17 protein-coding genes are annotated in these 24,215 nt (G+C 62.6%); 10 read left to right on the forward strand and 7 right to left on the reverse strand.

Features of this window, described 5'->3' with window-relative positions; translation table 11 throughout:
- Positions 1-71 precede the first annotated feature (71 nt).
- A complete protein-coding gene (locus CO676_RS11140) occupies positions 72-782 on the reverse strand; it encodes a GntR family transcriptional regulator (RefSeq protein WP_097520990.1) in 711 nt (236 codons plus the stop codon).
- 247 nt (positions 783-1,029) lie between these two features.
- Between CO676_RS11140 and CO676_RS11145 the strand changes: the two genes are divergently transcribed.
- From CO676_RS11145 to pbpC, 7 genes are all read left to right on the forward strand, one after another.
- Positions 1,030-2,118, forward strand: coding sequence for an ABC transporter ATP-binding protein (locus CO676_RS11145; protein WP_097520992.1), 1,089 nt, complete (start codon positions 1,030-1,032; stop codon positions 2,116-2,118).
- 78 nt (positions 2,119-2,196) lie between these two features.
- Positions 2,197-3,495 (forward strand): PotD/PotF family extracellular solute-binding protein, encoded by a 1,299-nt coding sequence (locus CO676_RS11150; protein WP_097520994.1) that lies wholly within the window; start codon positions 2,197-2,199, stop codon positions 3,493-3,495.
- Between the two features lie 135 nt (positions 3,496-3,630).
- Positions 3,631-4,545, forward strand: coding sequence for an ABC transporter permease (locus tag CO676_RS11155; protein WP_097520995.1), 915 nt, complete (start codon positions 3,631-3,633; stop codon positions 4,543-4,545).
- Position 4,546: 1 nt separating this feature from the next.
- Positions 4,547-5,368 carry an ABC transporter permease gene (locus CO676_RS11160; RefSeq protein ID WP_097520997.1) on the forward strand — a complete coding sequence of 274 codons (822 nt, stop codon included), beginning with the start codon at positions 4,547-4,549 and terminating at the stop codon, positions 5,366-5,368.
- Positions 5,369-5,372: 4 nt separating this feature from the next.
- Entirely contained in the window at positions 5,373-6,110 is a 738-nt protein-coding gene (locus tag CO676_RS11165; RefSeq protein WP_097520999.1) for an aspartate/glutamate racemase family protein, read from the forward strand.
- A gap of 144 nt (positions 6,111-6,254) precedes the next feature.
- Positions 6,255-11,705: an alpha-2-macroglobulin family protein gene (locus tag CO676_RS11170; protein WP_097521001.1), complete on the forward strand. Its 5,451-nt coding sequence runs from the start codon at positions 6,255-6,257 to the stop codon at positions 11,703-11,705.
- 8 nt (positions 11,706-11,713) lie between these two features.
- Positions 11,714-13,966, forward strand: coding sequence for a penicillin-binding protein 1C (gene pbpC, locus CO676_RS11175; RefSeq protein WP_097521003.1), 2,253 nt, complete (start codon positions 11,714-11,716; stop codon positions 13,964-13,966).
- A 58-nt stretch (positions 13,967-14,024) separates the two neighbouring features.
- Here the strand turns inward: pbpC and CO676_RS11180 are convergent, their stop codons facing one another.
- Complete coding sequence (locus tag CO676_RS11180) at positions 14,025-14,330, reverse strand: DUF982 domain-containing protein (RefSeq protein ID WP_097521005.1); 306 nt, start codon at positions 14,328-14,330, stop codon at positions 14,025-14,027.
- A 279-nt stretch (positions 14,331-14,609) separates the two neighbouring features.
- Here CO676_RS11180 and CO676_RS11185 point away from each other — a divergent pair, with 279 nt between their 5' ends.
- Positions 14,610-15,089: an Hsp20 family protein gene (locus tag CO676_RS11185; RefSeq protein ID WP_097521007.1), complete on the forward strand. Its 480-nt coding sequence runs from the start codon at positions 14,610-14,612 to the stop codon at positions 15,087-15,089.
- Between the two features lie 123 nt (positions 15,090-15,212).
- Positions 15,213-15,722, forward strand: coding sequence for an Hsp20/alpha crystallin family protein (locus tag CO676_RS11190; RefSeq protein ID WP_097521009.1), 510 nt, complete (start codon positions 15,213-15,215; stop codon positions 15,720-15,722).
- Positions 15,723-15,852: 130 nt separating this feature from the next.
- Here the strand turns inward: CO676_RS11190 and guaD are convergent, their stop codons facing one another.
- Positions 15,853-17,199, reverse strand: a complete 1,347-nt coding sequence (guaD, locus tag CO676_RS11195; protein ID WP_097521011.1) for a guanine deaminase — start codon at positions 17,197-17,199, stop codon at positions 15,853-15,855.
- Positions 17,196-18,434: a urate hydroxylase PuuD gene (locus tag CO676_RS11200; protein ID WP_097521013.1), complete on the reverse strand. Its 1,239-nt coding sequence runs from the start codon at positions 18,432-18,434 to the stop codon at positions 17,196-17,198. The genes guaD and CO676_RS11200 overlap by 4 nt, the downstream gene beginning before the upstream one ends.
- Positions 18,435-18,583: 149 nt before the next feature.
- Between CO676_RS11200 and CO676_RS11205 the strand changes: the two genes are divergently transcribed.
- The gene (locus CO676_RS11205; RefSeq protein WP_014761760.1) at positions 18,584-19,534 is read left to right on the forward strand and encodes a LysR family transcriptional regulator; all 951 of its coding nucleotides are present in this window, start codon (positions 18,584-18,586) and stop codon (positions 19,532-19,534) included.
- Between the two features lie 56 nt (positions 19,535-19,590).
- On the opposite strand, the gene CO676_RS11210 is transcribed toward CO676_RS11205, so the two are convergent.
- From CO676_RS11210 to xdhB, 3 genes are all read right to left on the reverse strand, one after another.
- Positions 19,591-20,670, reverse strand: a complete 1,080-nt coding sequence (locus tag CO676_RS11210; protein WP_097521241.1) for a mechanosensitive ion channel family protein — start codon at positions 20,668-20,670, stop codon at positions 19,591-19,593.
- A 263-nt stretch (positions 20,671-20,933) separates the two neighbouring features.
- Positions 20,934-21,851, reverse strand: coding sequence for a xanthine dehydrogenase accessory protein XdhC (gene xdhC / locus CO676_RS11215; protein ID WP_245424299.1), 918 nt, complete (start codon positions 21,849-21,851; stop codon positions 20,934-20,936).
- Between the two features lie 5 nt (positions 21,852-21,856).
- Entirely contained in the window at positions 21,857-24,205 is a 2,349-nt protein-coding gene (gene xdhB / locus CO676_RS11220; RefSeq protein ID WP_097521017.1) for a xanthine dehydrogenase molybdopterin binding subunit, read from the reverse strand.
- Positions 24,206-24,215 lie beyond the last annotated feature (10 nt).

Below are 24,215 nucleotides of genomic sequence, written 5' to 3' on the forward strand. Positions count from 1 at the left end.
GTGTTAGAAATATCACAAATGTGATCGTCACCGCAAGGGCGCTGTGCGGATAGGAAGCGCAGTTGCGACACTCACAAATGAAAAGCGTCGCGCAAACCTCCGCCCTTTTTTGTTGGCCGAAGGTCGATATCCGCCTCGATATGATCGATGTGCTGCAGCATCAGCGCGCAGGCAGCTTCGATATCCTTCTTTTCCAGTGCATCGACGATCTGCTGGTGTTCATTGTGGCCGCAGCTCGAGATCACCGATTGCCCATAAAGCGCGATCACGAGCGAGGAGCGCGCAACGAGCTCATCCATGAAACGCTTGAGAATCGCATTGCCACTCATGGCGGCGACCGCCAGGTGAAAATCGCCGGAGGCCTTGATCTCGGCGCGGCGGGCGGGTGCGCCGCGCTGCTTCGTCAACCGATGCTCTTCCGCAAGCAGCTTTCTGAGCTCCTTGATCTCAGTTTTGCCGATATGGGGCGCTGCCTCGCGGATTATGACCGGCTCCAACAGACGGCGGGTCGCGAATATCTGCTGAGCCTCGATCACCGAAGGAAAGGCGACGAAGGCGCCGCGATTCTTCTCGACACTGACGAGCCCCTCATAAGAAAGGGCCTGAAGGGCGGCGCGAACCAGCGTCCGGCTGACATTGAAGAGGCTGCCGACGTCGGTCTCGGAGAGCTTCGTTCCGGGCGCAAGGCGCCGCTCGACGATCGCATCGCGGATCGCGTCGCGGATCTGCTGGGCGCCGGTATCCATCGCGCTTCCCGCCGGGCTTAGATTGACTGACGTCATGATGCAGGGAATCCGAACGATGCCGTTACAGTGGGTACAGCGGAAGTTAACCGCATTTTGCCGTCAATCAAAGCTCAATATTGTATACAATAATAGGCAATCTTTGAGCACAAACGCCTACAAAATGTGCATCAACATGGCCGCCGGCTGCCCAGATTGGCGACGCTCGAGAACTTAGCCGCGGATTCAGGGCTTTAGCAAACTGGCACGCTTGATGCTTCTCCTCAGCTGCAAGGAGAAAGCGGGCATGTCCAAAGCAGCAGAGATCGATATCGCTTCCGTTTCCAAGGTCTATGGCGCGACGACCGCTGTCCATGCCATCAGCCTGAAGATTCCGGCGGGCAGCTACTGCTGCCTGCTCGGCCCCTCCGGCTGCGGCAAGACCTCGACGCTGCGCATGATCGCCGGCCACGAAAGCATCTCCTCAGGCGATATCCGCCTCGGCAATGCCGTCGTCACCGACTTTCCGCCGGCAAAGCGCGGCACAGCGATGATGTTCCAGTCCTATGCGCTGTTTCCCCATCTCGACCTCGTCGACAACGTTGCCTTCAGCCTGAAGATGAAGGGCGTCGACAGGGCCGAACGCCGCGCCAAGGCGCTGGAAATGCTGAGATTGATGCAAATGGAAGCCTATGCGACGCGCCGGCCGGCGCAGCTTTCCGGCGGCCAGCAGCAGCGCGTGGCGCTCGCCCGGGCGCTGATCACCGACCCGGAAGCGCTGCTGCTCGATGAACCGCTTTCCGCACTCGATCCTTTCCTGAAGATCCGCATGCGCGCCGAACTCAAGAAGCTGCAGAAGACGCTCGGCATCACCTTCGTCCATGTGACGCACAGCCAGGAAGAGGCGATGGCGCTCGCCGACCTGATCGTCATCATGAACAACGGCCGCATCGAGCAGGCGGCAGGCGCCCGCACCGTCTTCGAAAAACCGGCGACCGCCTTCGTCGCCCGCTTCATGGGCGACCATAACGTGCTTTCCGGCCGCGTGACATCGATCGACGACGGTGTCGTCACGCTGACGGCGCCGGAAGGCCAAACATTCTCGGTCCGCGACATCGTCCAGGAGGTCGGGCAGCCGATCGACATCGGCATCCGCACCGACCGAGTGCGGCTCAAGCCGCCATCAGACAGATCGCTTGGCTTCCATGGGCTTGTCTCGAATGTGGAATATCGCGGCGCCTCGGTGAAGATCACCGTCATCGGCGCCGGCAGCGACGACTTCACGGTGAACATCTCCGACGCCGACTACTTCAAGGAGCCCGTATCGACCGGCGACGCGGTGTGGCTGAGCTGGGGCCTGGAGGACGTGATCCCCCTCGGCCGCCTCTCAGCCTGAACGGGCCAGACGAAGTATTCATCCGCCCGCTCCTGCACGAACCGTCAATCAAGCATCACCAAAAAGGGGAACGACAGCATGACCAGTGAAACAAAGACTGCTACGCCTGTAAAAGGCATCTCGCGCCGCACGCTCTTGAAGACTGGTGCGGCCGCCGTGGGCGCCGTTGCCGGCTCCGGCGCGATCACCGGCTTCCCGACGATCTGGGCACAGAATCCGATCACGCTGCGCCAATTCGGCACCGGCGTTTCGAACATCAATGCGATCGCCGAGAAGTGCAAGGAAGACCTCGGCATCACGCTGGAGATGACCGCAACGGATTCCGACGCCGCCGCCCAGCGCGCCGTCACCCAGCCGGATTCCTACGACATCGCCGACATCGAATACTGGATCGCCAAGAAGGTCTTCCCGACCGGCGTCATGCAGCCGATGGATGTTTCGAAGATCAAGTATTACGACAAGATCGTGCCGCTTTTCGTCGACGGCAAGCTGAAGCCCGACAGCGTGGTCGCGCAGGGGACGGCGCCGCACACAGTTGGCTTCGTCGATGCGCAGGACTCCAAGAGCTTCGCCAAGGAGCCGACGAAGTGGATGACGCTCATCCCGACGATCTACAATGCCGACACGCTCGGCATTCGCCCCGACCTCGTCGGCCGCGAGATCACCACCTGGGCCGACATCATGGACCCGGCCTTCAAGGGCAAGACGGCGATCCTCAACATTCCGTCGATCGGCATCATGGATGCGGCGATGATCATGGAAGCCCTGGGCAACATCAAATATGCCGACAAGGGCAACATGACGACGGACGAGATCGACCAGACGATCAATTTCCTCATCAAGGCCAAGCAGGACGGCCAGTTCCGCGCCTTCTGGAAGTCCTTCGACGAGAGCGTCAACCTCATGGCCTCCGGCGAGGTCGTCATCCAGTCCATGTGGTCGCCGGCCGTCGCCGCCGTGCGCTCGAAGGGCATCGCCTGCAAGTACCAGCCGCTGAAGGAAGGCTATCGCGCCTGGGGCGGCGGTCTCGGCCTTGCCGCGCACCTCCAAGGGGCGCAGCTCGACGCGGCTTACGAATATATCAACTGGTATCTCTCGGGCTGGGTCGGCGCCTATCTCAACCGCCAGGGCTACTACTCCGCCGCCATGGAGACCGCCAAGGCTCACATGTCCGAGGACGAATGGGGCTTCTGGGTCGAAGGCAAGGCGGCGAAGGGCGATATCCTCTCACCCGAAGGCAAGGTGATGGAAAAGGCAGGTGCGGTCCGCGACGGCGGCTCGTTCGAGGAGCGCATGGGCAAGGTTGCCTGCTGGAACTCGGTCATGGACGAGGACCGCTACATGGTCCGCCGCTGGAACGAGTTCATCGCGGCCTAGGCCGCATTCCCCTCCCCAACCCTCCCCACAAGGGGGAGAGAGTCCGGAGAGGCGCGGCTTCTTGTGGGGAGGGTTGGGGAGGGGCTTTTTGGGCTCCTCCTCCGTAGATTTCCGCATTGTCCGGAAGGATGGCAGATGGCAACGATCGCTTCCACAGAACCAAATGAGACGAGCGGACGAAGGCGAAGCCGCAGCCTTCCTTTGCCGCTTGCCGCCATATCCTACCTCCAGGCCACGCCCCTCGTCCTGATCCTCGGCTTCTTCTTCATCCTGCCGATCCTCACCATCATCGTCGTCAGCTTCTGGGACTATGATTTCGCCGGCCTCTACCCCGACTTCCTGACGATGAACTATGCCGACACGCTCGGCTCCTGGGTTACTTGGAAGACCTATCTCAACACGCTGAAATTCACCGCCGTCACCTGGGCGCTGACGCTCTTCATTGGCTTCTGGGTCGCCTATTTCCTCGCCTTCCACATCCGCACGACAACGATGCAGATGGTGCTCTTCCTTATCTGCACCGTGCCGTTCCTCACTTCGAACATCATCCGGATGATTTCCTGGATTCCGGTGCTCGGCCGCAACGGCCTCGTCAACTCCACCCTGATCGAGTTCGGCATCATCCCGCACCCGATCGAGTGGCTGCTCTATTCCGATTTCGCCGTCGTGCTCGCTTTGGTGCATCTCAACACGCTGTTCATGGTGACGCCGATCTTCAACACGCTGATGCGCATCGATCGCGCGCTGATCGAGGCGGCGCGTGACTGCGGCGCGACCGGCTGGCAGGTGCTCTGGAATGTCGTCCTGCCGCTCGCAAAGCCGGGGATGGCGATCGGCTCGATCTTCGTCGTGACGCTGGTGATGGCCGATTTCTCGACAGTTCAAGTGATGTCCGGCGGGCAGAGCGCCTCCGTCGCGCTGATGATGAAGAACCAGATGTCGCTGCTGCAGTACCCGGCCGCGGCCGCCAACGCGGTCGTACTGCTCATCGTGGTCCTGCTGATGGTCGCGGCTATCCTCCGGGTCGTCGATATCCGTAAGGAGCTCTGACATGAACCAAGAAAGTCGCGGCAAGGAATTCTATGTGCTCGCAGCCTTCTTCGCGCTGTTCGTGCTGTTTCTTTACGGGCCGTTGTCGGCCGTCCTGATCCTTTCCTTCCAGGGGCCGGACGGCGGCCTCACCTTCCCGCTGAACGGCGTTTCGCTGCACTGGTTCTACAATCTCTTCGAGAAGCAGGCGGTTGGCGATTTCGGCGCCTCGTTCCGCCGCTCCTTCACGCTCGGGCTGATGGTGATGGTGGTGAACGTCGTCGTCGCGCTTCTGGCAGGCCTTGCCTTCCGGCATCGTTTCCGCGGCTCGACGGCACTTTTCTACATCACCGTCGCAAGCCTCGTGGTGCCCTCGATCATCATCTCGCTCGGCATTGGCGTCGTCTTCCAGCAGTTCGGGCTGAAGCCCGCCTGGTATTCCTCCGGTTTCGGCGCGCACCTCACTTGGACGCTGCCCTTCGGCGTACTCATCATGTTCGCGGTCTTCAACCGCTTCTCGCCCGCCTATGAGGAGGCCGCACGCGATCTCGGCGCCACCTCCTGGCAGACCTTCCGCCATGTCGTCCTGCCGATGATTGCGCCGAGCCTGATCGGTGTCGGACTGTTCGGTTTCACACTCTCCTATGACGAGTTCGCCCGCACGCTGATGACCTCCGGCACCTACAACACGCTGCCGCTGGAAATCTACGGCATGACCACCAACGTCACGACGCCGGTGCTCTATGCACTCGGCACCGTGACGACGCTCTTCTCCTTCACCATCATCCTCGTGGCGCTCGCCTTTATCCTCGTGCTCCGGCGCCACCACTCAAAGATAAGCTGACAACATGCGCATTCTGATCGTCAATCCGAACACCACCGCCTCGATGACCGAGAAGGCAGCGGCCGCCGCAACGGCGGTCGCCGGGCACGGGACCGAAATCATCGCTGCCACGTCGAAGTCCGGACCGGCCTCGATCGAGGGGTACTATGAGGGGGCGATCGCCGTGCCCGGTCTGCTCATGGAAATCCGCGAGGGAGAAGCGGCGGGAGCGGATGCCGCGATCATCGCCTGCTTCGACGATACGGGCCTGGAAGCGGCCCGAGCGCTCGCCGGCATCCCCGTTGTGGGCATTTGCGAATCCGCGGTGATGACCGCCGCCCTCGTCGCTCAGCGCTTCACCGTCGTCACCACGCTCGAGCGCTCCCGCGTCCTCATCGAAAACCTGGTGCGCCGCTGCGGCATGGGCGACCGGGCAAAAGTCCGTGCCGCCGATATTCCAGTCCTCGAACTCGAAGACAAGGCGTCCGGCGCCCTCCACAAGCTCAAACGCCAGATCGAACGGGCGCTCGACGAAGACGGCGCCGAGGCGATCGTACTCGGCTGCGCCGGCATGGCCGATCTCGCTAAGTCGCTGCAACGTGAATATGACGTGCCGGTGATCGACGGCGTCTCGGCGGCGGTGAAGCAGGCCGAAGCACTGGTCGCGCAAGGGTTGAGAACCAGCAAGCACGGGTCCTATGCCGCGCCACTTCCGAAAGCCTATACGGGCCCGATGAACGCGTTCGCTACAACGTCAGCCTGAGCCTCTGGCGACGATTCCCTCCGGTTGCAGAACCGAGTGCAGCTGGCGGCCCACCCTTCTGCTCAATGCTCAGTTGACAACGCTCTGCGAAGGTTGAAAGAGTGGTGCTCCATCGAAGCGGGCAGCGTTGGGAGGACTTTGTCGATGCGCGCGTTTCTCGGCCTTACCACCCTTCTCTTCACGCTTCTTTCCCTTGGCACACCGGCTGCAGCGGCAGAAGCCGAACGCAAGATCGAGATCACCAGCGATGCCGATTATTTCGGCTTTGACCTGCGCACCGAGCAGGACGTCTCGCTCGACGAATGCCAGGCGAGTTGCATCGCGGACCGCGTCTGCAAGGCCTTCACCTACAATCCAAAGGTGAAGTGGTGCTTCCTCAAGTCCGATTTCAACCAGCTGAACACGTTCAAGGGCGCGATCGCCGGCAAGGTCGTCGAGACCGTCACCGGCGAACCGGATCTCGGCGCACCTCCCCGCCTGTCCTTCGTCTCGGACGATCTCCTGCAGCAGGCCCGCGACGTCAGGGCCGGTCTCGCCTTGGCCGACGATCAAATGGGCTTTGGCGTCAACGGATTGATCGAAACAGCACGTCGTGAGCTGGCGGCTGGCAACTTCGTGGCGGCGCTCAAGGCGTTCCGCGGCGCGCTGGCAATCACCCCGGAGGACGGTGACCTGTGGCTGGAGACGGCAAGATCGGCCAATCGGTTCAGCGGCGGCACGGATCTCGCGAGCGAAGCGGCCCTTGCCGCGCTTAACGGCTATCAGCTGACGAGGACCACGCAGAGCCGTGCCGATGCGCTCGCCGTCCTCGCCCAGGCGCTCGATAATTTGCAGAACTATCGAGCGGCGCTCCAGGCCTACAAGACAAGCCTCGAGCTCGTACAGGCAAAGACTGTCGAGACGGCCTATTTTGACCTCAAGGCACGGCAGGGTTTCCGCGTCACCGGCCACACGATCGATGCGGATGGTGCAGCCCCGCGCGCCTGCGTTCAATTCTCCGAACAGCTCCTGAAAAACGGCCCCGATTACGCCTCCTTCGTGACGCTCGACGGTGTCGCTCCGAAGGCCGTCGAAGCCAAGGGCAGCGAGATCTGCGTCGAAGGGCTGGCGCACGGCAAGCGCTACAAGCTGGTGCTGAGGCAGGGACTGCCCTCCTCCGTCGACGAACTCATCGAAACCCCGGTCAGCCTCGATATCTATGTCAAGGATCGCGCGCCGATGGTGCGCTTCACCGGTGACAGCTTCGTGCTGCCGTCGACGGCGCGGCGCGGTATCCCGATCGTCTCGGTCAATACGGAAAGCGCCAACCTCAAGCTCTATCGCATCGGCGATCGCAGCATCTCATCGTTGCTTACGAGCTCGCAATTCCTCACCCAGGTCGACGGCTATAGCGCACAGCGTATCGAAGACGAGAGCGGCGAGCTCGTCTGGCAAGGCAGCATCGACATCAAGACCGAGCTCAACAAGGAAGTGGTGACGAGCTTCCCGGTCGACGAGGCGCTGCCGAAGCGCAAACCCGGTGTCTATGTGCTGACGGCCGCTTCCGCCACCGCCCTCAGCCAGGAGTGGGATGCGCGCGCCACGCAATGGTTCGTCGTCTCCGATATCGGCATTTCGACCTATGCCGGGACGGATGGGCTCGCCGTCTTTGCGCGTTCGCTGGCTAGCGCCAAGCCGCTCGCCGATGTTGAACTGCAGCTGGTGGCGAAGAACAATGAGGTCCTCGGTGCCGCCACGACCGACGCGGAAGGCCGTGCGACCTTCGCTGCCGGTCTGATCCGCGGCACGGCGAGCATGACACCGGCCGTCGTCACGGCGCGGCGCGGCGAGGACGACTACGTCTTCCTCGACATGACGCGCGCCGGCTTCGATCTCTCCGACCGCGGCGTCACCGGCCGCGCGGCGCCCGGCGCGATCGACATCTATGCCTGGACCGAGCGCGGCATCTACCGCGCCGGCGAGACCGTGCATGCCGCAGCCCTTGCCCGCGACGTAAACGGCCAGGCGATCGAGAACCTGCCGCTCACCTTCGTGTTCCTGCGCCCAGACGGCGTCGAGGATCGACGACTTGTCAGCAATGGCGGCAAGCTCGGTGGCCACACGCTCGATCTGCCCGTTCCCCAAAATGCCATGCGCGGCACGTGGACGATGCAGATCTTCACCGATCCGAAGGGCTCGGCGATCGGGGAGAAGCAGTTTCTCGTCGATGACTTCGTGCCGGATCGCACCGAGTTCGACCTGACCAGCGAAGCGAAAGAGCTGGAGGTCGGCACCCCGGTTGACGTTGCCGTCGACGGCCGCTTCCTCTATGGCGCGCCGGCCGCCGGCCTGACGCTCGAAGGCGAGGTGGCGGTCAAGCCGACCCGCGAGAACGAAGCCATCAAGGGCTATCTCTTTGGCCTCGCCGATGAGGAGGCAAGCGAGGACACCCGCGTGCCGCTCGAAGGCCTCGAGCCGCTAGACCAGGACGGGAAATCCGTGTTTGCCGTTGACCTCGGCGAGGTGCCGGCAACGACGCAATTGCTCAACGCCACGGTTACGGTGCGCATGCGCGAATCTGGCGGGCGGGCCGTCGAGCGCGCCTTGACGCTGCCGGTGAAGCCGCTTGGTCCGATGATCGGCATCAAGCCTGAGTTTTCCGGCGATCTTGCGGAGAATTCGGTCGGCAAGTTCCACGTTATCGCCGTTGATGCCAATGGCTCGAAGGTGGCGATGCCCGGCCTCTTCTGGAAGCTGATCAGCGTCGAGCGGAACTATCAATGGTATCGCGACGGAAGCGCCTGGAAATACGAGCCGGTCATCTCCACGAAACAGGTGGCGAACGGCACGGTCGATGTGACTGAGGACGGCGCCGCAATCGCTGTGCCGGTCGGCTGGGGTCGCTATCGCTTGGAGATCGAGACCGCTGCGGCCGATGGCCCGACCTCCAGCGTCGAGTTCGATGCCGGCTGGTATGTCGAAGCCACCTCGACTGAAACGCCGGACGGACTTGAGATCGCACTCGACAAGGAGAATTACACGGTCGGCGAGACGGCGAAACTCAAGGTGTCGCCACGTTTCGCCGGCGAACTGCTCGTGACCGTGGGCACGGAGAACCTGATCGCCACAAAGACGGCGACGATCGCCGAGACGGGCGGCGAAGTGGAACTGCCGGTCACCGCCGATTGGGGAGCCGGCGCCTATGTGACGGCGACGCTTTATCGGCCCGGCGACGCCCAGGAAAGCCGCATGCCCATGCGGGCGATCGGCCTCAAGTGGCTTGCCGTCGATCCGGCCGATCGCAAGCTTGCGGTCAGTCTGGATGCGCCCGATAAGACGCAGCCGCGCCAGCCTCTCGAGGTTAACCTCCAGGTACGTGGTGCGGGCGCCAACGAGGACGCTTACGTCACGGTGGCCGCCGTCGATGTCGGCATTCTGAACCTGACGCGCTATGAAGCCCCCGACCCGGACGGCTGGTATTTCGGCCAAAGACGGCTCGGCCTCGAAATCCGCGATCTCTACGGCCGTCTCATCGACGGCTCGCTCGGTGCGACCGGACGGCTGCGTACCGGCGGCGACAGCGGGCAGATGCCGTTGCAGGGCAGCCCGCCGACGGAAGAACTGGTTGCCTTCTTCTCCGGGCCGGTGAAGCTCGACGCCGAGGGCACGGCGAATGTCCGTTTCGATATTCCGCAGTTCAACGGCACGGCGCGCGTCATGGCCGTGGCATGGACGAAGGCCGGCGTCGGCCATGCGGTGAAGGACGTCGTCATCCACGACCCGATCGTCGTCACCGCCAGCCTGCCGAAATTCCTGGCGCCCGGAGACCGGGCCGAACTCAGGCTCGACATCGCCAACACGGATGCGCCAGCCGGCGACTATCAGTTGCAGGTAACCACGAATGGTCCGGCCACCGTTGAGCAAACAGGCCCCTCCCAGACCGTGCAACTCGAAGCCGGCGGAAAATCCGCCGTGAAGCTGCCGCTCACCGGGCAGTATTCGGGTAGCGGCCTGGTGACCGTCACGCTCTCGAACGCTGCCGGCCTTTCGCTCGAACAGGCGCTGCATGTCCCGGTCCGTCCGGCCGCATTGCCGATCACCCAGCGCCAGGTCGTCAACATCGCCGCCGGCAGCAGCCTGACAGTCGACAATCAACTGCTCGCCGACAGCCTTCTGCAGGGTGCCTCGGTCAGCGTCAACGTGACGCGCTCGGCCGCCTTCGACATACCGGCACTGCTGATGACGCTTGACCGCTATCCCTATGGCTGCGCCGAGCAGACGACGAGCCGCGCCTTGCCGCTGCTCTATCTCAGCGAACTCTCCAAGCAATCCGGGCTTGCCGAGGATGGCGAGGTTGCGAAGCGGGTGCAGGAGGCAATCTATCGTGTGCTCTCCTATCAGTCCTCTTCGGGAAGCTTCGGCCTGTGGAGCCCCGGCTCCGGCGATCTCTGGCTCGACGCCTATGTCACCGACTTCCTGACCCGCGCGCGGGAGCAGAAATTCGACGTGCCGGAACAGGCGATGGTTCAGGCGCTCGAAAACCTGCAGAACGCGCTGAGCTACGAGGTGAACGTCAAGGATCAAGGCAACCAGATCGCCTATGCGCTCTATGTGCTCGCCCGCAACCGCAAGGCCGCGATCAGCGACCTGCGCTATTATGCGGACACGCTGCTCGGGGATTTCCCGACGCCGCTCGCCAAGGCGCATATCGCCGCTGCGCTTGCGCTCTACGGCGATGCCGGACGGTCGCAGGACCTCTTCGCGGCGGCCGTCAACATGTCGACCGGGCTCGTCAATGTCAGCCTCGCCCGCTCCGACTATGGCTCGTCGCTGCGCGACGACGCGGCGGTGCTGGCCCTTGCCGCCGAAAGCCGGCCGGTGCCGCCGATCATCCCGGAGCTTTCCAGGGTCGTCGCAAGGGAATGGGAGCAGGCCAAGTATACCAGCACCCAGGAACAGGTCTGGATGCTGCTCGCGGCGCGTGCCGTCCAGGGCGGCGACGTGGACATGCGGCTGGAGGTCAACGGCGCCCAGCGCACCGGCAGCTACGCTGCACGGATCACCGGTGATGCGCTGATCGAGCATCCGGTCGTCATTCGCAACAACGGTGCCGATGCGGTTTCCGCTGTGGTGACCACCGTGGCGGCGCCCGCCCAGCCGCTCTCGGCCGGCGGCGACGGCTTTGCCATCGAGCGGACCTACTATACGCTCGACGGCAGCGAGGCGAATGTCAGCCAGGCGCGGCAGAACGAACGCTACGTCGTCGTGCTCAAGGTGACCGAGTCCAACGACTGGCCGTCCCGCGTGCTGATCTCCGACCTCCTGCCGGCCGGCTTCGAGATCGACAATCCGAGCCTCGTCGACAGCGCCCAGCTGTCGAATTTCGAGTGGATCGGCGAGGTCCAGGCCGCTCACACCGAGTTTCGGAGCGACCGCTTCGTCGCGGCCTTCGATCGATCGACCGGCGACAATCGGGAGATCACCCTCGCCTATGTGGTGCGTGCGGTGACGCCCGGCACCTATAATCATCCGGCCGCAAGCGTCGAGGACATGTACCGGCCGCAGTTCTCGGCCCGCACGGCGACCGGGCGCATGGAGGTGCTGGCGGCCCAGTAGTACGCGCGATGTCGATCCGCAGGAAGCTTTTCGTTGTTTTGCCAGGGCAGTTGCTTGAGCGGGTAGGATTGAGCCGCAGGAGCATGGCGCCTGTTGTACCCCCCTCTGCCCTGGGGGAGATGCCCGGCAGGGCAGAGGCGGGTAAGTTCGGGGCGGCCAACTCCGTTCGTTCCAGACACCCCCGCCTTCGCGCAATTCTCGTCCTCCTGTCAATTAGTGTCGTCGCGACCGTGCTCGCCGCCCTCTGCCTTGCATGGGCTGACCAGACTTTCCCGCCGCCGCTCTCGCAAGCCAAAATTTTTTCACGAGAAGTTTTCGACAAGGATGGCCACCTGCTACGTGCCTTCGCCACCCCGGACGGCGTCTGGCGATTGAAGGCGACGGTCGGCGACGTCGACCGGCGATTTGTCGAGATGCTGATTGCCTATGAGGACCAGCGCTTTCGCGCGCACCACGGCGTCGATCCGCTGGCGCTCGGGCGTGCGGCGCTGCAGTTCATCACCAATGGCCGCATCGTTTCCGGCGCCTCGACCCTTTCGATGCAGGTGGCAAGGCTGATCGAACCGCGGGAACGGCGGTCGCTGGCGACGAAACTGTTGCAAGTCGCCCGCGCGTTCCAGATCGAGCGACGCCTCAGCAAGGAGGCGATTCTCGAGCTTTATCTCACCCACGCACCCTATGGCGGCAATCTGGAGGGCGTGCGGGCCGCGAGTCTCGCCTGGTTCGGGAAGGAACCGCTCCGCCTCTCCGTCGCGGAAGCAGCGCTTCTCGTTGCCCTCCCCCAATTGCCCGAAAGGCGTCGCCCGGACCGCAATCTGGCGGCGGCCGAGGCCGCCCGACAACGGGTGCTGACGCGAATGGCGGTTGCGAGTGTTATCGGCGAAGGCGAAGCCGAACGCGCCGCAATGGCCTCCATACCAAGCCGTCGCCTGCAACTGCCGGCCTATGCGGCGCATCTGGCGGAAATTGCCCTCCGCAAGGAACCGACGGCTCTTGAGCATCACACGACGCTTCGCCGCGACATCCAGCGTAGTCTCGAAGCGGTCGCGCGGGAGGGCGCTCAGCGGTTGGGGCCGAAGGTCTCAGTCGCGATGCTCATGGCCGATGTCAGAACCGGCGAGGTCGTCGGCGAAGTCGGTTCGGCCGACTATTTCGACGCCAGCCGATCCGGCTGGATCGATATGACGCGAATCACCCGCTCGCCGGGATCGACGCTGAAGCCGTTCATTTACGGCCTTGCCTTCGAGGAAGGTCTCGTCAGCCAGGAGACGATCATTGAAGACCGGCCAGCGGATTTCTTCGGCTATCGCCCGCGCAACTTCGACATGAGCTACCAGGGCGATGTCAGCGTTCGCCAGGCCCTGCAGCTGTCTCTCAACGTGCCGGCGATCCGGCTGCTCGATGCGGTCGGCCCAGCCCGGTTGATGGTACGCTTCCGCCGCGCCGAGGTGCGCCCGAAGCTGCCGCCGAACGAGGCGCCGGGGCTTGCGATCGGCCTTGGCGGCGTCGGCATCACGCTTCGCGACCTCGTCCAGCTTTACGCGGGGCTGGCCAATCGCGGCTGGCCGGTTCGGCTTGGCAATGGCATCGAGGGCGAGCCGGGGCTGATCGACGGCGAACCACTGCTTTCGACGGTGGCCACCTGGCAGGTCGCCGACATTCTCTCAGCCGTGCTGCCGCCGGCCGGAAGCCGGCAGCGCGGCATCGCCTACAAGACCGGCACCAGCTATGGCTACCGCGATGCCTGGTCGGTCGGCTTTGACGGTCGATACGTGCTCGGCGTCTGGGTCGGGCGGCCGGACAATGGCGCTGTACCCGGGCTGACCGGCTATGAAGCGGCGGCTCCGATCCTGTTCGAAGGCTTTGCCAAGGCCGGCGTCGCCATTACCCCGCTGCCGGACGCACCGGCCGGCGCCATCCGCCTCGCCCAGGCCGATCTGCCGATCGGTCAAAGACGCTTCGCCATGACGGCAAACGGCCTGCCATTCACTTCGATCCGTGAAGCCGCACCGCAGATCGTCTTCCCGCCGGAGGGAGCGCGCGTCGATCTTGGGGCCACCGCTGGCCCGACGATGATGCCCTTGACGCTCAAATTGCAAGGCGGGCGGGCACCGTTCCGCTGGCTGGCCAACGGTCAACCGCTGCCGGACGTCACGCGCCGCCGCGTCAGCCAATGGCTGCCCGACGGCGGCGGCTATTCGACGCTAACGGTTATCGACGCGCTCGGACGTGCTTCTACCGTGCGCGTCTTTGTCGAGTAGCGTCTGCGTCCAAAGCGCGGTGAGCCCATAGGGGCGATGCAGTACCCGCGGCCTCGCATCAGGCGGACAATGCCGTCTTTGCTTCGCCGCCTTGCGGTTGCTGCCGTGACGTCACCATGACCAGCGGCATGCCCGCCTCCAGGCAAGCGCCAATAAAGGCTTCCCGAGCCACCGCCGCCGGCGTCATCCTGTTGAGCGCCCGCCGGCAGGTGCGCAGCGCACGCTCGTAGCGCTCTCCTTTGCGCAGCGGCCACTCGTTCTCGAGGAAGTCTACAGCCTCGTAAACGGAGGTGAAGGTCCGCTCCAGACCATTCGAAAGACGCACTGTGAGAGGGATCGCCCAAGGAATCTCATTGAGAAGCATTTCTTCCTCCTTTCACATGCCATCAATGGATCACACGTCCAGAGATATTTGGTGTGGAGAACGAAGATTCAAGAACCCCGACAGACCGCGGCTCCAGGTCCGTCTAGGCGCTGTCGGGAATGCCGCGGAAGCGGTCAAAAGGCCGTGAAATGCCTCTTGAATCCGCGTTTTCAGTAACTAAATCGACTGTGTGAGCCGCCTTTCAGGGGCCCACAGTCGAGGAGCTCCGAAACTCTTCGGCGCTCCTCATCGTCCATGTTGCTCAAGGAGGATATGGCTATGAGAACAACCTTCGATTTCGCGCCCTTGTCGCGCTCCAGCGTGGGCTTCGACCACCTGTTCGACTTGCTCGACTCGGCTAGTCGCATGGCGCCGGCCGATAACTGGCCCCCGTACGACATCATGCGTGTCGGTGAGAACCAATACCGCATAGCGATGTCGGTCGCCGGCTTCACTCCGGACGAAATCAGCATCACGCATGAGCAGCAGCTGCTTACCGTGAGCGGTGAGAAGGCGGGTGAGGACAATGCGGAATTTCTCTACCGCGGCATTGCCGCCCGCAATTTCGAACGCCGCTTCCAGCTCGCCGATTATGTGATGGTCACGGGCGCGAATCTTGCGAATGGTCTCTTGACCATCGATCTCGTCCGCGAAATTCCCGAGCAGATGAAGCCGCGTCGTATCGACATCCAGCAGGCCGACGCGCTGCCTGCCAGCGATACCCAAAAACACATCGAGGGCGGCAAACACGCTGCTTAGCGAACCGCGGGCACAAAACGCACCGAAGCACCGGCCTACCGGCACTTCGGCTCATCGGGGGCAGGATGCGGGCTGAACCCACGCTCTCCCCGTCCTGCTCCGTCGGCAAGAAGGAGTTGACACATGAATGTACGTGATCTCATCCCCTGGAGCCGCGGGCAGGGACAACTTCCCGCATCCTATCGTGAGGGCGATCGCAACCCGTTCCTGGCGCTTCACCGGGAAATGAACCGCCTGTTCGACGACGCCTTCCGTGGTTTCGACAGCCGACTGCCGCTGGCCCACGGGTATTCCGGATTCGGCGCCGGTTGGCCGAGCGTCGAAGTCTCTGACCGGGACAAGGAAATCAAGCTGACGGCGGAACTGCCGGGCCTCGAGGAAAAGGACGTAGAGATTTTCCTGTCTGAGGGCGTGCTGACGCTTCGCGGTGAAAAGCGATCCGAGACCGAAGATCAGGAGAACCAGTTCTCCGAACGTTTCTATGGTCGCTTCGAGCGGCGCATCCCGCTTGGATATGACATCGACGAAAGCAAGGTGAACGCGACGTTCCGCAATGGCGTGCTGACCGTCACCCTTTCCAAGACGGAACAGGGTCAAACCAAGGCGAAGCGCATCGCGATCAATAGCCAGTAAAGGCTGCGTTTGGTATCATCCAGAACAGCATTCCCGCGTCGTTCCAGGCGCGGGAATTCGGCATGACTTCAACTGTCTATCGCCTTTTCTTCACTCCCCAATGGAGACCGGAGCTGCCGGTCTCCACCGCCTATGCCAGTTCCGCGGCCCTTGCGGCGAGGCCCTGTGCCGGCTCACTTCGCCTGTGTTTCATCGGTAGTCCCGCAACGTAGACTTCGGCAACACAGCGATCGTCGCCCATCGTCTGCAGGACGAAGAGCTCTTCGGCGAGTGAGGAGGCCACCTGCATCCTGAGCTGCATCGCCGGTTTGGCCCGGCTGTCGAGGATGACGATATCCGCGTCCGCGCCGACATGCAGCGAACCGATGCGGTGCTCGAGGTCGAGGCCGCGGGCATTGCCGAGCGTCATCATGTAGAAGGAACGGAGCGGCGAGAGCCGTTGGCCCTGAAGGTGCAGCACCTTATAGGCCTCGTCCATCGTTTCCAGCATCGAGAAGCTCGTTCCGGCGCCGACATCGGTCGCGACCGAGTGGCGGGCACCGAGCTTGTCGAAACGGTCGCGATCGAACAGACCGCTGCCGAGGAACAGGTTGGAGGTCGGGCAAAATACGCCGACCGCACCGGTCTCGGCGAGCACCGAGATCTCCCGGTCGCTCATATGGATGCAATGACCGAGCAATGTCCTGCGGCCAAGAAGACCGTAGCGCGCATAGATGTCGGTATAGTCTTTCGCTTCCGGGTAGAGCGACGTGGCAAAGGCGATCTCGTCCTTGTTCTCGGAAAGATGCGTCTGCACGTAGCAGTCCGGATGTTCGGCAACGAGCGCACGGCACATCTCCATCTGCTCGGGCGTCGAGGTGATGGCGAAGCGCGGGCTGATCGCGTAATGCGCCCGGCCCCGGCCGTGCCACTTGCCGATCAGCTGCTTCGTTTCCTCATAACCCTGCATGGGCGTGTCGCGCAGCGCATCGGGGGCGTTGCGGTCCATCATCACCTTGCCGCCGATCATCAGCATGTTTCGCTCTTCGGCGGCCGTGAAGAAGGCGTCGACGCTTTCAGGATGCACGGAGCAATAGGCAACGGCCGTGGTCGTGCCGTTGGAGAGAAGCTCGTCCATGAAGCGGCCGGCGATGAATGCGGCGTGTTGGGGCTCTTTAAACTTCTGCTCTTCGACGAAGACATAGGTGTTCAGCCATTCCAGGAGCTGCGCGCCATAGGAGGCTATCGCCTGCGTCTGCGGGAAATGCAGGTGCGTGTCGATAAACCCCGGCAGGACGAGGTTGGGGCGATGGTCGGCGATCTGCACGCGCTCGCCGGCCTGTTTCGCGATGTCGCTATAGGAACCGACACCGGCGATCTTGCCGTTGACGACGAGAACGGCGCCGTCTTCGTAATAGCGATAGGCGCCGGTATCATCGATACCCTCGGGCTCCCTGACGAAGGTGAGTACGCGCCCGCGGATCAGCAGATCACTCATTGAATCGTTCCTTCTTTCATGGCCGTCTCGTACCAGGAGGCCAGCGATTGCCGTTCCTCTTCGGTGATGCCAGTGACATTGGCGGGCGGCATGGCGTGCGTGCGCCCCGCCTGCAGATAGATTTCACGCGCATGCTCGACGATGTCGCCGTCGCTTTCCAGGATGACGCCCTTCGGCGGCACGATGATGCCCTCCCAGCCGGGCTCGCGCGCGTGGCACATGGAGCAGCGGCCAAGCACCGTGTCGCGCACTTTCGAGAAATCGGCCGCCGCGACGACGGCCTGTTCGGCGGTGGCCGCCCTCGCCTCTCCGCCCTCGGAAAGAACCTTGGGCACCGTCGAAAGCCACATGATGACGATGAAGAGGAGCACCGTGACCAGCCAGGTCCAAGTCGGCCTGCCCTTGCGGGCATGCTGGGTGTTGAACCAGTGGCGGATCGTGACGCCCATCAGGAAAACGAGCGAGGCGATGATCCAGTTGTACTCGGTGCCGAAGGCGAGCGGGTAGTGGTTCGACAGCATCAGGAACAGCACGGGCAGCGTCAGGTAGTTGTTGTGCGTCGAGCGCTGCTTCGCCTGCTTGCCGAGCGCCGGATCCGGTGTGCGGCCGACGATCAGATCGGCGACCACCTTCTTCTGGTTCGGAATGATGATGAAGAACACGTTCGCCGACATGATCGTCGCGGTGAAGGCGCCGAGATGCAGGTAGGCGGCCCGGCCGGTGAAGAGCTGGGTGTAGCCCCAGGCGACGGCGACGAGAATGAAATAGAGCAGCACCATCAAGCGGGTGTTGTCGTTTCCGAGCGGCGAACGACAGATCGTGTCATAGGCAAGCCAGCCGAAGCCAAGCGATGCCAGCGAAATGGCGATCGCAGTCGGTTTCGACACGTCGAGCACGCTCGGGTCGATCAGATAGAGATCGGCGCCGGCATAATAGACGAGCGCCAGCATGCCGAAGCCGGAAAGCCAGGTAACGTAGGATTCCCATTTGAACCAGATCAGGTGCTCCGGCATGTTTTCCGGCGCGACCAGATATTTCTGGATGTGATAAAAGCCGCCGCCGTGGACCTGCCACTCTTCGCCGTAGGCGCCGGCCGGCAGGTCCGGGCGCTGCCGCAAGCCCAGATCGAGCGCGACGAAATAGAAGGATGAGCCGATCCAGGCAATGCCGGTGATGACATGCAGCCACCGCACCGCAAATGTCAGCCAATCCCAGGCAATGGCATATTCGTACATTCAGGCCTCCCATTTCTCTGGGCTGCATTATGTGTCATTGCTTGACGGGGCGAGAAATGCCGCGAGATCACCAAGTCTTTCAAAAAAAACTATAAAATAGACGACGGGTCGGGGCGGTAATCTGGGCCCTGAGGAGCAGAGGCGGGAGCATGTCCTATCTCGATAATGTGCGCGTCTTCGTGCGCGTCGTGGAACTTGGAACGCTGTCGGCCGCGGGCCGCGATCAGCGCGTCACGCCGGCTGTTGCCAGCAACAGAATCAAGGAGTTGGAGCGGCATATGGGGGTGCGCCTGTTCAACCGCACCACCCGCAAACTGACGCCAACGGAGCATGGCCGGGTCTTTTATGACGGTGCCGTCAAGATCCTCGAGGCGGTCAACGAGGCGGAAAGCGCCATCGCCGATCTGTCGCACAATCCTAAGGGCGCGGTGCGGATTACCGCGCCGCTTGGCATGGGTCGGAGGTTGATTGCGTCTGGCGTGCCCGAGTTCCACGACCGGTATCCGGACATCGAGGTCCGTCTCCGTCTTTCCGACCGCAATGTCGATATCCTGAGCGAAGGCGTCGATGTCGCCTTCCGGCTTGGTATCCTCGAGGATTCGAACTTGCGCATGCGCGGCATCATGAACTGCGATCGGGTGATCTGCGGCTCGCCGACCTATTTCGAAAAACGCGGCCTTCCCAATACGCCGGACGAGCTCATTACCGAGCGCCACGACTGTCTGCTGCTGCGCTATCCCGGCTCGAAGGAATATTACTGGACGCTGCAGACACCGGAGGGCGTGCGCAAGTTTGACGTGGGCGGTCCCTATGATTCCGACGACGGCGACGTGCTGACCGAATGGGCGCTCGACGGCCGGGGCATCATCAACAAGCCGCTTTTCGAGGTGAAGCAATATATCAACGAGGGTACACTCGTGCCGATCCTCGGCGACACGCCACCGCTCGACGCGCAGCTCGCGGCAATCTATCCGCACAAGCGTTTCCAGGATCCCAAGGTGCGCCTGATCATCGACTTCATGGCCGAGCGCTGCCAGCGGCTGATCGGCAAGATGCTGGCGGAGCCCGTGGCGCCGCGGGTGCAGGAGACTGTAACGTAGAGTGGGTCGGTCGAAACGAGAGTCCTTGGATATCGCACGGCGTGGCGTAAGGAAATTCACCTCAAATTGCTCTTCGGAAACAGCACGCGATCGGGTTTTGCATTCATCCGCGCCAGCATTTCCTTGATCAAGCGTGTTTTGGTGCGCCCCGCTTCCTTCGGTGGCACGAGGTACCGCACGATGGCCTCAAGCCAGGTGTTCTCACTGACGCGAAAATGAACCACGGGATGCTCCTTCACTTCGAGCTCGTCGACCGGCGTTTTCGATAGGATGTCCTTATAGACCTTCACCTTCTGGCTCATGATGTCGCCGATCTGCTCTTCCACGACCTCTCTCATGGTTACCGCTACGAATTCCAGATCGCTTTCATAGGCGAGCTGGAACTTGATTTCGTTCCAGACATAGGGAAACAGCGGCCAGGAATAGTTGAAGACCGGTGTGTCGAACACGGTGGAGTTCGGAAACTTGATGATCCGTCCGCTCGGATGATCGGTCCAAAGATGTTCGCCGCCGAATTCCCATAACGTCGTGTCGAGATAGCTGACATCAACAACATCGCCATGGGCATCGCCGATGCGAATGCGGTCACCAACGCGATAAGGCGCCCTGGCGAGAATATAAATCCACGCGATGAAACTGGAGATCGGCATTTGCAACGCAAAGCCGAGAATCAATGAAACGAGGCCGAGCGAAACAACCGCAGCGTACCAGTTCACAAATAACACTGAAATGACCACGAAGATGATTGCGACGACAACGACCAATCGAAAAATGCGTTTCAGGTTGAAACGCGAAACACGATTGGGAATTCGGCCAATGAGAAAGATTTCGACGACATTCGCCACGGTCAGCATAGTGAAAATGAGAAGGCCGCCCTTGACATAATTCAGCACGCGAACGCGCAAAGGCGCGTCAAGCCATTCTAAGCGCCAATTGATCAGGACTTGGATGCCAAAAAGCAGCAAGGCAGCGGCAGCGAAGCCAACTGTCCACCAGACGTCTTGCTTGCGAAGGCGGAAGCGAAACTTTTCCTCGGGCTTTTTCGCCTTCTGCTGCATAGTCCTTGGATCAGCGGTCTGCTGCGCGGCCCGTTCGAGCCGGGAAAGATTCTCCTGTTCCTTGTCACGTCGCTCCATGGGTTCACCCCGATGGCCATCCACGCCGGCCAGTGCCTTCTCGCTTCTCGACGGCGGCTCTCCGTAATGCCTCGCCATATGGTAAGGTTTGAATGGACAATCCGCGCCAGCCCGTCGTCGTTTCGCAGGCCGATGCTTGATCAAATTCGTCCGCACGGCCTAAGCAAGCGAGAGTAATCCATTATACCATCATCAAACGCCAAATATGGGCCCTTTGCCTCCATCCATAATTGGCAACTGCTGAGCCGGTGGCGACCGTCCGCTCAGGTCGAAAAAGGTGTTTTGGCCACAAGGATCGGATATTCACCACCGGGTAGTGGCGAATCGGCTTTTGGCTTTACCGATTTCCGCTCGTTGGCCGCCGCGCCCCTTGGCTGCTGCGTGAGCGCCGCCGTAAGAATCTCGGCGGCGGCCAGGGCCGCGATGACCGCAGGCCGCTTGTCTTTCACCGCAGTGCCGCCGATGGGGCAGACGAGCCTTCCAAAAAGCTCCGGCCGTTCGATGTCGCGCGACAGCCAATTCTTGAAGGTGGCGCGCTTCGTCTTTGAACCGATCATGCCGACATAGCAGGAATCCTCGCGGCCAAGCGCTTCCGCGGCGATCAGGAAATCCAAAGCATGATCGTGCGTGAGAATGACGAAGGCGCTTCCAGGCGGGGCGTCGCGCACGACCGCCTCGGGCATCGCCGTGAGGCAGGTTTCGATACCGGGCACGTCGACAGCCGAAAGCTCCGGCTCGCGGGTGTCGACAAGCACCGTCCTGACCGGCGCGAGCGACAGCGCCATGGCGAGCGCACCGCCGACATGGCCGGCCCCGAAGACATAGACATGCGGACGGTGCGCGATTTCGGTGTCGCGGCGCGCGATCAATGCGGCTCGGGTTTCTGGATCAACAGCCTTGAACGCAAGCGCGACCCGCCCGCCGCAGCACTGGCCGATCTCCGGTCCGAGCGGGATCGTCAGCCGGTCATCGGTGGCTGCTCCTTTGAGCAGTTGCCGGGCATGATCGATCGCCATGTATTCCAGCTGACCGCCGCCGATCGTGGCGAAGGTGCGATCCTTGGAGACGAGCATCCAGGCATCCGTATCGCGCGGCGTCGAACCGGCCGCTCCCGACACCTCGACGAGGATGCAGGCCGCATCGCCGCTCAGGAAATGCCGAATGTCCTCTCTGCTCGTCATGCCCGTCATCCATCCGCTTTGTCATACGACGCCACGCTGCGCAGCCGCTCGATCGCCATCAGCACCCGTTCCGGTGTTGCCGGGGCATCAATGCGCGGCGGAATACGATACTCCGCAACGCTTGCCGCTGCCATGGATATCGCCTCAAGGACAGAAATGCCCAGCATGAAGGGCGGTTCCCCGACCGCCTTCGAACGGCGGATTGTCTCCTCGCGATTGACCGACCACTCCGCCAGGCGGACGTTGAAGACGCGCGGACGGTCGGAGGCGAGCGGGATTTTGTAGGTGGAAGGCGCATGGGTGCGCAGGCGCCCCTTCGCGTCCCACCACAATTCCTCCGTCGTCAGCCACCCCATGCCCTGCACGAAGGCGCCCTCCACCTGGCCGAGGTCGAGGGCAGGATTGAGCGACTTGCCGACGTCATGGAGGATGTCGGTGCGCTCGACCTGGTATTCGCCGGTCAGGGTATCGACGCTGACCTCGGAGCATGAGGCGCCGTAGGCATAGTAGTAGAACGGACGCCCCCTTCCCTCGGAACGGTCCCAATGGATCTTCGGTGTCTTGTAGAAGCCGGCGGCCGAAAGCTGGACGCGCGCTCCATAGGCAGATTTGATGAAGTCGGCAAAGGCAATGCGCTCGCTGCCGATCCGCACCATGTTCGGTTCGAAGGCAACGTCCGCTTCGTCGACGCCGTAGCGTTCCGCCGCGAAGCGCACCAGCCGCGCCTTGATCTGCTGCGCCGCATTGGCGGCCGCCATGCCGTTCAGGTCGGAGCCCGAGGACGCGGCCGTCGCCGATGTGTTCGGCACCTTGCCGGTCGAAGTGGCCGTCACCTTGATCCGGTCGAGATCGACCTGGAACTCGTCCGCGACGACCTGGGCAACCTTGGTGTAGAGCCCCTGCCCCATCTCGGTGCCGCCGTGGTTCAGGTGGATCGAGCCATCCGTATAGACATGGACGAGGGCGCCGGCCTGGTTGTATTCGGTCTTGGTGAAGGAGATGCCGAACTTGACGGGCGTGAGCGCGATGCCGCGCTTGATGACATGGTTCTCTCGGTTGAAGGCAAGCACCGCCTGCCGCCGGGCGGCATAGTCCGCCGACGCTTCGAGTTCTTCGATGATCCGGCCGATGATGTTGTCTTTCACCGTCTGGTGATAGGGGGTCAGATTGCGTCCCTCGCCGCCGTAAAGATTCAATTTGCGGATCTCGAGCGGATCCTTGCCGAGAGTATAGGCAATGTCCTCGATCATCCGTTCGCCGCCAACCATCCCCTGCGGCCCGCCGAAGCCGCGGAAGGCGGTATTCGAGACGGTATTCGTCTTGAGCGGACGCGAGCGCAGCCGCACGTTCGGGTAGAAATAGCAATTGTCAGCGTGGAAGAGCGCACGGTCGGTCACCGGACCGGAGAGATCGGCAGAAAATCCGCAGCGGGCGGCGAAGACGGCGTCCACCGCCTCAATGCGGCCGTCGTCGTCAAAGCCGATCTTGTAGTCGACATGGAAGTCGTGGCGCTTGCCGGTCGCCGTCATGTCGTCGTCGCGGTCGGGACGCACCTTGACAGCGCGGCGGTATCTCCTCGCGGCGAGTGCCGCAACCGCCGCGAATAGATTCGCCTGCGTCTCCTTGCCGCCGAAGGCACCACCCATGCGGCGGACGTTCACGGTGATCGCGCTCGACGGTACGGCGAGCACCTGGGCGACCATGTGCTGCGTCTCGCTCGGATGCTGGGTGGAGGAAATCACGGTCACCTCGTCGTCCTCGCCGGGGATGGCGAAGGAGATATGGCCCTCGAGATAGAAATGATCCTGGCCGCCGATCCGCATTTCGCCCTGGACGAGGTTGCTCGCCCTGGCGAAACCGGCATCGATATCGCCGCGCTCGAGCTTCAGGGGATCGACCACCATCGGATAGTTGGCGGCCGCCGCCTCGACGACATCGGTCACATGCGGCAGATCGCGGTATTCGATCTTGACCTTCACGGCAGCGCGCCGGGCGGCGTCGCGCGACGTGGCGATCACCGCAAAGATCGGCTGGCCATGGAACTCGACCTTGCCGGTCGCAAAGACAGGATCGTCGTGCTTGTGGGCCGGGCTGATGTCGTTGTCGCCCGGAATGTCATCGGCCGCCAGAATACCGACGACCCCCGGGCTTGCGCTCACCGCCTCGAAATCGATTGACAGGATCTCCGCATGGGCGCGCTGGGAAAGCCCCAGATAGCCGTGCAGCGTGCCGGCCGGTTCCGGAATGTCGTCGATATATTCGGCCGTGCCGGACACATGCTTGTGGCCGGACTCGTGCCGTTCCTTTTCGTGGACACCGCCGCGGATGCGGTTGATGGGCTGCATCACATTCATCGGTCCACCC

Origin of the sequence: Sinorhizobium sp. BJ1 (assembly GCF_002531555.1) — a bacterium.
In the GTDB taxonomy this organism is placed as follows: Bacteria; Pseudomonadota; Alphaproteobacteria; order Rhizobiales; family Rhizobiaceae; genus Sinorhizobium; species Sinorhizobium fredii_B.

Bases quoted from the DNA above. Each gene is read 5' to 3' on its own strand.
- CO676_RS11205 (WP_014761760.1), top strand. From the start codon at position 18,584: ATGTCCTATCTCGATAATGTGCGCGTCTTCGTGCGCGTCGTGGAACTT.
- CO676_RS11180 (WP_097521005.1), bottom strand. From the start codon at position 14,330: ATGCTTCTCAATGAGATTCCTTGGGCGATCCCTCTCACAGTGCGTCTT.
- CO676_RS11160 (WP_097520997.1), top strand. From the start codon at position 4,547: ATGAACCAAGAAAGTCGCGGCAAGGAATTCTATGTGCTCGCAGCCTTC.
- xdhC (WP_245424299.1), bottom strand. From the start codon at position 21,851: ATGACGAGCAGAGAGGACATTCGGCATTTCCTGAGCGGCGATGCGGCC.
- CO676_RS11155 (WP_097520995.1), top strand. From the start codon at position 3,631: ATGGCAACGATCGCTTCCACAGAACCAAATGAGACGAGCGGACGAAGG.
- CO676_RS11200 (WP_097521013.1), bottom strand. From the start codon at position 18,434: ATGTACGAATATGCCATTGCCTGGGATTGGCTGACATTTGCGGTGCGG.
- CO676_RS11190 (WP_097521009.1), top strand. From the start codon at position 15,213: ATGAATGTACGTGATCTCATCCCCTGGAGCCGCGGGCAGGGACAACTT.
- CO676_RS11210 (WP_097521241.1), bottom strand. From the start codon at position 20,670: ATGGAGCGACGTGACAAGGAACAGGAGAATCTTTCCCGGCTCGAACGG.
- guaD (WP_097521011.1), bottom strand. From the start codon at position 17,199: ATGAGTGATCTGCTGATCCGCGGGCGCGTACTCACCTTCGTCAGGGAG.
- CO676_RS11185 (WP_097521007.1), top strand. From the start codon at position 14,610: ATGAGAACAACCTTCGATTTCGCGCCCTTGTCGCGCTCCAGCGTGGGC.
- CO676_RS11145 (WP_097520992.1), top strand. From the start codon at position 1,030: ATGTCCAAAGCAGCAGAGATCGATATCGCTTCCGTTTCCAAGGTCTAT.
- CO676_RS11165 (WP_097520999.1), top strand. From the start codon at position 5,373: ATGCGCATTCTGATCGTCAATCCGAACACCACCGCCTCGATGACCGAG.
- xdhB (WP_097521017.1), bottom strand. From the start codon at position 24,205: ATGAATGTGATGCAGCCCATCAACCGCATCCGCGGCGGTGTCCACGAA.
- pbpC (WP_097521003.1), top strand. From the start codon at position 11,714: ATGTCGATCCGCAGGAAGCTTTTCGTTGTTTTGCCAGGGCAGTTGCTT.
- CO676_RS11150 (WP_097520994.1), top strand. From the start codon at position 2,197: ATGACCAGTGAAACAAAGACTGCTACGCCTGTAAAAGGCATCTCGCGC.
- CO676_RS11140 (WP_097520990.1), bottom strand. From the start codon at position 782: ATGACGTCAGTCAATCTAAGCCCGGCGGGAAGCGCGATGGATACCGGC.
- CO676_RS11170 (WP_097521001.1), top strand. From the start codon at position 6,255: ATGCGCGCGTTTCTCGGCCTTACCACCCTTCTCTTCACGCTTCTTTCC.